General features: G+C 71.8%; 8 protein-coding genes and 1 pseudogene. 2 read left to right on the forward strand and 7 right to left on the reverse strand.

The features are described 5' to 3' along the window. Positions 1-70: 70 nt before the first annotated feature. Both QNO09_RS36155 and QNO09_RS36160 read left to right on the forward strand, forming a co-directional pair. Positions 71-1,459, forward strand: a complete 1,389-nt coding sequence (locus tag QNO09_RS36155; RefSeq protein WP_283974473.1) for an OFA family MFS transporter — start codon at positions 71-73, stop codon at positions 1,457-1,459. A gap of 72 nt (positions 1,460-1,531) precedes the next feature. After that, positions 1,532-1,705 (forward strand): hypothetical protein, encoded by a 174-nt coding sequence (locus QNO09_RS36160; protein ID WP_283974474.1) that lies wholly within the window; start codon positions 1,532-1,534, stop codon positions 1,703-1,705. 68 nt (positions 1,706-1,773) lie between these two features. Here QNO09_RS36160 and QNO09_RS36165 read toward each other — a convergent pair whose 3' ends face one another. The 7 genes and pseudogenes from QNO09_RS36165 to QNO09_RS36195 all read right to left on the reverse strand — a co-directional run. Continuing rightward, entirely contained in the window at positions 1,774-2,826 is a 1,053-nt protein-coding gene (locus QNO09_RS36165; RefSeq protein WP_283974475.1) for a sugar phosphate isomerase/epimerase family protein, read from the reverse strand. A gap of 82 nt (positions 2,827-2,908) precedes the next feature. Next, positions 2,909-4,324 (reverse strand): alkaline phosphatase family protein, encoded by a 1,416-nt coding sequence (locus QNO09_RS36170; RefSeq protein WP_283974476.1) that lies wholly within the window; start codon positions 4,322-4,324, stop codon positions 2,909-2,911. Then, the gene (gene eboE, locus QNO09_RS36175) at positions 4,321-5,487 is read right to left on the reverse strand and encodes a metabolite traffic protein EboE (RefSeq protein WP_283974477.1); all 1,167 of its coding nucleotides are present in this window, start codon (positions 5,485-5,487) and stop codon (positions 4,321-4,323) included. The genes QNO09_RS36170 and eboE overlap by 4 nt, the downstream gene beginning before the upstream one ends. 3 nt (positions 5,488-5,490) lie before the next feature. Further along, entirely contained in the window at positions 5,491-6,399 is a 909-nt protein-coding gene (locus tag QNO09_RS36180) for a TatD family hydrolase (protein WP_283974478.1), read from the reverse strand. Beyond that, positions 6,399-7,211: an EboA domain-containing protein gene (locus QNO09_RS36185; protein WP_283974479.1), complete on the reverse strand. Its 813-nt coding sequence runs from the start codon at positions 7,209-7,211 to the stop codon at positions 6,399-6,401. The genes QNO09_RS36180 and QNO09_RS36185 overlap by 1 nt, the downstream gene beginning before the upstream one ends. After that, positions 7,208-8,341, reverse strand: a complete 1,134-nt coding sequence (locus QNO09_RS36190) for a sugar phosphate isomerase/epimerase family protein (RefSeq protein ID WP_283974480.1) — start codon at positions 8,339-8,341, stop codon at positions 7,208-7,210. Before QNO09_RS36190 ends, QNO09_RS36185 begins: the two co-directional genes overlap by 4 nt. After that, positions 8,338-8,772 (reverse strand): annotated as a pseudogene (locus QNO09_RS36195) (SCO3242 family prenyltransferase); the annotation flags it as partial. The gene QNO09_RS36190 and the pseudogene QNO09_RS36195, both read right to left, overlap by 4 nt.

Below are 8,772 nucleotides of genomic sequence, written 5' to 3' on the forward strand. Positions count from 1 at the left end.
CGCGCGCGCACGAAAGGCATGGGACAGGGGGCGCTGGCCAGATCTTTCGACGCAAGGGGTGCGACACGACATGACAACGACCGATCTGCCCACCACGGTTCCCTACCGGGAGGTCACCGACGCGAACGGTCGCGTCTACCGCCTCGGTGAGACCGACATCGACATCATGGGGCGCAAGCGCAAGTGGATGGTGATCCTGCCCTGGATCGGCATGATGGGCATCTCCTCCGCCGAGTACGCGTTCGCGTCGGCCGAGGAGACCCTGCACACGGCGCACAGCTGGAACAGCATGCACATCTTCTGGATGATGACCGTGTGGGTCTTCTTCCAGGCCGCGGTGGCCTTCCCCGCGGGCAAACTGCGTGAGAGCGGGAAACTGCCGGCCCGCGGGGCCATGATGCTCGGCGCCGTCGGCACACTGCTGGGCTATCTGTCCCTCGCCTTCGCGCCGCACGTGGTCTTCGCCTACATCGGCTTCAGCATGTTCAGCGGCATGGGCGCGGGCATGGTGTACGCCACCTGCGTCAACATGGTCGGCAAGTGGTATCCGGAGCGCAAGGGCGGCAAGACCGGCTTCGTCAACGGCGGTTTCGCCTACGGATCGGTGCCCTTCGTCTTCCTCTTCAACGGCTACATGGACCTGACCAACTTCCGCTGGGTGCTGGTCTCGGTGGGTGTGTTCCTGGCCGGGATGGTCGCGTGCTCCGGCTACTTCTTCAAAGACCCTCCGAAGAACTGGTGGCCCTCCACGATCGACCCGCTGAACCCGCCGGACGACCCGCGCGCGGCCCGCTCGCTGCGGATGAACCCGCCGGCGGTGCGCCAGTACTCCCCCAAGGAGGCCTGGAAGACCGGCCGGGTGGCCCTGATGTGGTTCTGCCTGGCGTGTACGTCCGGCGTGAACATCTTCGGCATCGCCTTCCAGGTGGAGATCGGCGAGGAGGCCGGCTTCGCGGGCGGCATCGTCGCCACGGCCATGTCCCTGAAGGCCATCGTCAACGGCACCGGCCGCGGTGTCATCGGCTGGCTCTCCGACCTGTACGGCCGCAAGCGCTGCCTGCTCGTCGTGTGCGTGATCCTGGGCCTGTCCCAGTACGGCATCCTCTGGTCGGCGAACGCCGAGAACCTTCCGCTGTTCCTGGTCTTCTCCTCGATCTCCGGCTTCGGCGGCGGCGCCATCTTCCCGATGTTCGCGGCCCTCACCGCCGACTACTTCGGTGAGAACAACAACGCGTCCAACTACGGCATGGTCTACAGCGCCAAGCTCGTCTCCGGCCTGGGCGCCGGCATGGGTGCCGTGGTCGTCGGCGCCTGGGGACACTCCGGTGCCTTCATCCTGGCCGGCTCCATCTCGCTCTTCGCGGGCTGCATGGCACTGTTCCTGACCCCGCCGGGACGCGACAGGAAGACGGGCCGCATCTCCCCCAACCCGCAACCGCTCGGCGAGGACACAACCTGACATGACAGCAGCTCCTACCCGGCACGCACGTCCCCCTCACCCTCCGACGCCGCACACCGTCCCTACCGCGAGGTGACCGACACCCACGGCCGCGCCCACCGTCTCGGCGAAGCCGACCACGACATCCTCAGCCACTCCCGCGAACTGATGGGCGGTTTCGGCGTGGTCGGCGGGATCGGCGCCGGGGCCGTCCACGCCATGCGCCGACCGGGACGCGCGCCGGTGCGGCCGCAGCCCTTTGGCTGACACCCGCTCCACCCCTGAGGAGGCCCCTCCCCCGTCCGGGGAGGGGCCTCCTCATGTCCGTACGCCGGTCAGCACTTCTCCCTCAGGGAGTGCAGATGGGCGCTGGAGCGGCGGGCGAACGTGAAGGACTCGGCCGGGTTGTCGTGCTCGGCCTGCCAGTGGTGGGCCATGCGGTGGCCCCGCAGCCGGGTCACGGCCGAGATGAACCGCTGGTAGTCGATGTCCCCGTCGCCGACATCGGTCATCCTGTAGCCGTAGGGGTTCGACGGGTCGCTCTCGCCGTCCTTCACGTGGAAGAGCGGGTAGCGGTCGGGCCGCCGCAAAACGTAGTTCAGCGGCTCGAACGGCGCGGGCGTGCCGTCGGGCCGCTTGGAGAAGCGGAACTGGCCGACGTACGCCCAGTAGATGTCCATCTCCAGGTAGACGAGGTCCGGGTCGGTCTCCTTGAGCAGGATGTCGTAGAGGCGGACCTTGGGATTGTCGGTGGCGAAGGAGAACTCCTCGGAGTGGTTGTGCTGGTAGAACTTCATGCCGCGGGCCCTGGCCGCCGCACCGTAGGTGTTGAAGTCCTCGGCGGCGCGCTTCCAGGCGTCGACGGTCGAGCCGTAGCGGAACGGTCCGGAGGCGGTGCCGATGTGCTTGAGGCCGAGGGCCTGTGCGTCGTCGAGGACCTTCGTGAGGTTCTGGGCGAAGGTGTAGGCGCCGGGGTCGTCGGAGTAGTAGCCGACGTGACTGCCGATCGGGTTCAGGCCGTGGTCGCGGGCCAGCCGCTTGAGCTGGGCGAGCGTGAGGGGGCCGGCCGAGCCCTGGGTGTAACCGGCGAACTCGACCTCGTCGTAGCCGTATCGCGCCAGTTCGGCGAAGACGGGGCCGAAGCCGAGGGTCGAGACCTTGTCGCGCAGGCTGTAGAGCTGGATGCCGAGCCGGCCGGGCGGCAGGACGGGGCGGCCGCGGCCCTTGGCGCCGGACGCGGTGGCGGCCGTGGCGTTGCCGGTGGCGGCGGTCGCGGGGGCCGCGGCGCCGAGCAGGGCTGCGGCGGTGGCACCGGCGGCCACGCCGAGCATGCCTCGTCTGCTGAGGCGGTGGCCGAGTTCGGGGTCGGGCTGGGAGAAGCGGCTCATGCGTGGAACTCCTCGTGATCGCGGGGCGTTGTCAGTGGTGAGTGCTTCACTTGTGACCAGTCGGACACTGAGGGTCATGACCTCAGGTGAGACCGGCGAGTCGGAGCAGCAGTGACTTCACATCGGTGGCCGCGACGCGGTCGCCGACAGCGCGGGGGGTGGAGCAGATGAGGAGCGGACCGTCGTCGTCGCTCGCCGGAAGGCGGCCGTGGCTGCCGCGAATAGGTGAGGGGTCCAGGGGCACGACCGCCATGCGGTAGCGCATGCCGAGCTTCTTGCGCGCCAGTGCGGTGGCCGCCTTGACCTTGACGTAGGGGTCGAGGGGATCCATGAAGAGTTCGACCGGGTCGTAGCCGGGTTTGCGGTGGATCTCGACCAGTTGCGCGAAGTCGGGCGCGCGGTCGTCGTCGAGCCAGTAGTAGTACGTGAACCAGGCGTCGGGTTCCGCCACGGCGACGAGTTCACCGGCGCGCGGATGGTCGAGATGGTGGGCCTTCTTGCCCTCGTCGTCGAGGAGTTGCTCGATGCCGGGCAGACCGTCGAGGGCGGCCCGGGTGGTGTCCAGGTCCTCGGGGCGGCGCACGTAGACATGGGCGATCTGGTGGTCGGCGACCGCGAAGGCGCGGGACGCCATCGGGTCGAGGTACTCCATGCCGTCCTGTGTGTGCACCTCCAGCAGGCCGGCCCGGCGCAGGGCGCGGTTGATGTCGACATGCCGGTTCACACGGGTGATGCCGTACTCGGACAGGGCGACGACGGTACGGCCCTCGGCGCGGGCGTCGTCCAGCAGCGGGGCGAGGGCGGCGTCCAGGTCGGTGGCCGCTTTCAGGGAGCGGGGATCGTCGGGGCCGAAGCGCTGCAGATCGTAGTCGAGATGCGGGAGGTAGCAGAGCGTCAGGTCGGGGTGGCGGGTGCGGGTGATGTGGCGGGTCGCGTCGATGATCCACCGGCTGGAGACGAGGTCCGCTCCGGGGCCCCAGAAGTGAAAGAGGGGGAACGTACCGAGTTCGGCGGTGAGTTCGTCGTGCAGCGCGGCCGGCCGGGTGTAGCAGTCGGGTTCCTTGCGGCCATCGGCGTAGTAGACGGGACGGGGGGTGACGGTGATGTCGGTGTCGGCGCCCATGGCGTACCACCAGCAGATGTTCGCGACGGTGTAGCCGGGGTGGGCGCGGCGGGCGGCGTCCCAGAGTTTGTCGCCGGCCACGAGTCCGTTGTGCTGGCGCCACAGGAGGACGTCGCCGAGTTCGCGGAAGTACCACCCGTTGCCGACGATGCCGTGCTCCGAGGGCATGGTGCCGGTGAGGAAGGTGGACTGGGCGGCGCAGGTGACGGCGGGCAGGACGGTGCCCAGCGGGGCGCGGGAGCCGGATCGGCCGAGCGCCTTGAGATGCGGCATGTGGTCGAGGAGACGGGGGGTGAGGCCGACGACGTCGAGGACGAGGAGGGGGGTGGGACGGTCCGTGGCGGCCGGGCCGGGGTGTTGGGTGCCGTTGCTCATGGCAGCTCCTTCAGGCCGAGGTCCGTCAGCAGGTCGCGGGCGAGGGTCAGTTCGGCGGCTATGCCCTCGGCGAGCTGGGTGCGGCCCTTGGGGCGCAGCTCGGGCGGGAGGGCCTGCCAGGTGTAGGTCTCGACCTCCAGGTGGCGGGTGAGCGGGGCCGGGCCGCCGACGAGCCGGGTCAGTGCGGATCTCAGGACCGGCAGGGTGGAGGTGAGAGGTGCGGCGGGGGCCGCGTGCAGGGGGACGTGGAAGTGGGCGCGCCAGGGTGAGGCGTCCGGCAGGGCGCCGGCGAGGGCCTCGTCGAGGTCGTCGGTGGCGCGCAGGCCGGCGGCGGTGGCGTTGCGGGTCTGGTGCAGGAAGCGGGGCTCGGCGAAGGCGGCGAGGGCCTCGCGCACCTCGGGAAGATGGGGGTGTTCGGCGTGCAGGGCGGCGGAGAGCTGGGATTTGACGACGGGGACGCGGGCTGCGGCGAGCGCGTCCAGGGCGGTGTGCGGATCTTCGAAGGAGGTGGCGAGGTGGCAGGTGTCGACACAGATGCCGACGCGGTGGAGGCCGATCGCGGTGAGCGGGACGATGGCGTCGTGGGTCGTCTCGACGACGCAGCCGGGTTCCGGTTCCAGGCCGACGCGGATGGAGCGGCCGGTCAGCTCCTCCAGGGCGTCGAGGCGCTCGGCGAGGGTGCGCAAAGCGGTGCGGGCGGTCTCCGCACGGTCGTCGTCGTACGCGGTGCGCCAGGCGAGGGGCAGGGTGGAGATGGTCCCGTCGGTGACGTCGTCGGGGAGCAGCCCGGCGAGGACGCGGGCGAGGGCGGTGGTGTGGTCGAGGCGTTCGGGGTCGGCCCAGTCCGGCTTGTAGACGCGGTACTTGACCTCCTCGGCGCCGAAGCCCTCATAGGGGAAGCCGTTGAGGGTGACGACCTCGAGGCCGCGCCGGTCCAGCTCGGCGCGCAGCTTGCGCAGTGCGGCCGGGTCGGTGACGAGGGCGTGGGCGGCGTCCCTGGCGAGCCACAGTCCGATGCCGAGCCGGTCGCGGCCCAGGCGGCGCCGGACGGGTTCGCAGTGGTCACGCAGCTGGGCGAGGACGCCGTCGAGGGTTTCGGCGGGGTGGACGTTGGTGCAGTAGGCGAGGTGGACGGTGGAGCCGTCGGGGTGGCGGAAGCGCATGGCTCACGCCCCCGCGGTGGGGACGCCCGGCCTGCCGGGGCCGTTGTCCGGCTCGTGCGGGTCCTTCGGCGCGCCGCGCAGGATGGAGTTGCCCTCGTGGGTGGTGTCCGTACCGGTGACGTCGAGGTTCAGGCGGCCGCTGAGCCCGTAGAAGGCGACGGGATTGCGCCACAGCACCTGGTCGACGTCGTCCTCGTCGAAGCCCTCCGCCAGCATCAGGTCGCCGACCTTGCGGGTCTTGAGAGGGTCGCTCCTGCCCCAGTCGGCGGCGGAGTTCACCAGGACCTGTTCGGTCCCGAAGGCGCGCAGGATCGCGACCATGCGCTCCTCGTCCATCTTGGTGTCCGGATAGACGGAGAAGCCCAGCCAGCAGCCGCTGTCCCTGGCCTCCTTGACGGTGGTCTCGTTGAGGTGGTCGACCAGGACCCGGTCCGGGGCCAGCGCGGATTCCCGGACGACGTCGAGGGTGCGGCGCAGCCCGGCGAGCTTGTCGCGGTGCGGGGTATGCACGAGGGCGGGCAGTGCGTGCTCGGCGGCGAGCTGGAGCTGTGCGGCGAGGGCGGTGTCCTCGGCGGGGGTCATGGAGTCGTAGCCGATCTCCCCGACCGCCACCACGTTGTCCTTGACGAGATACCGCGGCAGTTCGTCGAGGACGGGTGCGCAGCGCGGGTCGTTCGCCTCCTTGGGGTTGAGGGCGATCGTGCAGTGGTGGGCGATGCCGTACTGGGCGGCGCGGAAGGGCTCCCAGCCGAGAAGGGCGTCGAAGTAGTCGCGGAAGGAGGCGGGCGAGGTGCGCGGCTGCCCCAGCCAGAAGGACGGCTCGACGACGGCACGGACACCCGCGGCGTACATGGCCTCGTAGTCGTCGGTGGTCCGGGACGTCATGTGGATGTGGGGGTCGAAGATGCGCATCAGGACTCCTTGCCGTGGGGGTGGTCCGTGCCGGGGGCCGGGGTGCCGGACTCGGTCAGGTCCAGGACCCGGTACAGGTCCTCGGGGACGGCTCGGCCGGCGGCGGAGCGTTCGGCGGCGTAGTCACCGAGCATCCGGGCCAGTTCGCCGTCACCGGCGGCGCGCCGGGGCAGGTCCGCCACGTGGTCGACGGGGACGCCGGTGAACAGGCACTTCAGCACGGCGTGCCGCCACTGGTGGGCGGCCAGGTGCCGGGCGGCGTAGGGGCCGAGGGCCGCGCTGAGAAGCCGGGTGTCGTTGGTGCGCAGGGCGTCCTCGGTCAGCGGCAGGGCGTCCGGGCCGGGGACGAGGTGGGGCAGGGCGTGCAGTACGGCTCGGCGCTCGTCGGCGGTGCCCTGGAAGTAGACACGGGTCAGGGCGTCGGAGTCGGCGCGGGCCGCGTCGAGGATGAGGACGCGCGCGGCGTCTGCGTGGGCCGGGCCGCAGCGCCGGCCGGCCTCGGCGAGGCGCAGCTCCCATGCGGAGATGGGCCCGTGCAGGCCGGGGTGGGCGGCGGCCTCGTCGAGGGCATGGTGGAGCCAGGCCTCGGCGGCGGGGTCGAGGTGGGTGGCGAGGTGGTGGCGGAGGTCGGCGAGGCAGGGGGTGGGTGCGGTGTCCCGGGTGGGGAGGCGGGCGGCGTCGCCCGGGCCCTCGGCAGCCCGGCCGGTGTCCTGGTTGCCCTGGCTGCCCTGGCTGCCCTGGCTGCCCTGGCTGCCCTGGGTGCTCTCGGTCTGCGGGGTTCTCGCCGCTGGTGTGGTGCGGGGACGGGTCATCCGGTGCTGCTCCCCTCATGGGTGGCGGAGGGAGCGCCGTGGGGTGGCGCGGCCTGCTGAATGGCCGGAGCGGGGGCGGGCGGTGTGGTGGTGGCCGCGGTCCGCTCGGCGTGGCGGAGGAACGGAAGGGCGTGTGCGGCGAAGTGGGGACCCGCGTGGGAGTGGCGGGGCAGTTCGACGACGGTCAGGCCCTGGTAGCCGGTGGCGGCGAGGGCCGCCAGGACCGGCGGGAAGTCGATCTCCCCGTCCCCGAAGGGGAGGTGCTCGTGGACGCCGCGTCGCATGTCCTCGATCTGGACGTGCCGCAGCCAGGGCGCGGCGGCGCGTACGCAGTCGGCCGGTGGAAGGGGTTCGAGGCACTGGCAGTGGCCGATGTCCAGGGTGAGGCCGAGGGGTTCGGGGTCGCCGAGGGCGCTGCGGAGGTGTTGGAAGTCGGTGAGCGTGCCGAGGAGATGGCCCGGTTCGGGTTCCACGGCGAGCGGAATGCCCGCGGAGGCGGCGGCGTCCAGGACAGGGGTCAGAGTCTCGGTGAGGCGCTTCCACGCGGTGTCCGTGTCGGTGCCCTCGGGGACGACACCGCTGAAGCAGTGGACCGCGTGGGCGCCGAGGTCGGCGGCGACCCGGACGGCCCGGACGAGGAGGTCGACGCGGCGGGCCCGGTCCGCGGGGTTCGGGTCCAGCAGGGACGGGCCGTGCTTGCGGCGCGGGTCGAGCACATAGCGGGCGCCCGTCTCGATGGTGACTCCCAGGCCGAGCGCGTCCAGCCGGTGCGCCACCCGGCCGGTGCGGGCGGCGAGGTCGGGTGCGAGCGGGTCGAGGTGCATGTGGTCGAGGGTCAGTCCGACACCGTCGTACCCGAGGTCGGCGAGGAGGGCGAGCGCATCGTCGAGCCGGAGGTCGGCGAGACCGTTGGTGCCGTAGCCGAAGCGAAGGGAAGGAAGCCCGCCGGGCGGGACGAGAGCGGTACGGGCCGAGGCGGCGCCCCGGACACCCGGTGCTCGCGAAGGCGCCCCGGCACCACCCTCGAAACTGCGGGCCTCAGACCCACGGGCCGAGGCGACGGCCCGGACACCCGGTGCTCGCGAAGGCGCCCCGGCACCACCCTCGAAACTGCGGGCCTCAGAGCTCATGTGACGCTCACCTTCTTCGCGAACCGGGCTCCGAGCGGGGCGAGGGCCGCGATGAGGAGGGCGGAGGCCGTGTCCCGGGAGCGCGCGCAGAGAGCGGCCTGGAGGGGGATGGTGGCGCGGATGCCGGCACCGACGGCGCGCTGGGTGAGAGGAGGCGAGGGGTTGAGGGTGGCGTGGACGTAGGGGCGGGCGGTCGTCGCGGCGTAGGCGGCCCCGAGGGCGGTGGCGAGCGGCGCTGCCCGATCCTGCCAGGGACGCCGGGCGGCCCGGGATCCGGTCGGCCCGGTGGCGGTGGTGGTGGCGAGCGGCGCTGCCCGATCCTGCCAAGGGCGCCTGGCGGCCCGGGATCCGGTCGGCCCGGTGGCGGTGGCGGTGGCGAGCGGCGCTGCCCGATCCTGCCAGGGACGCCGGGCGGCCCGGGATCCGGTCGG

It is taken from the genome of Streptomyces sp. 378 (assembly GCF_030124145.1).
GTDB lineage: Bacteria > Actinomycetota > Actinomycetes > Streptomycetales > Streptomycetaceae > Streptomyces.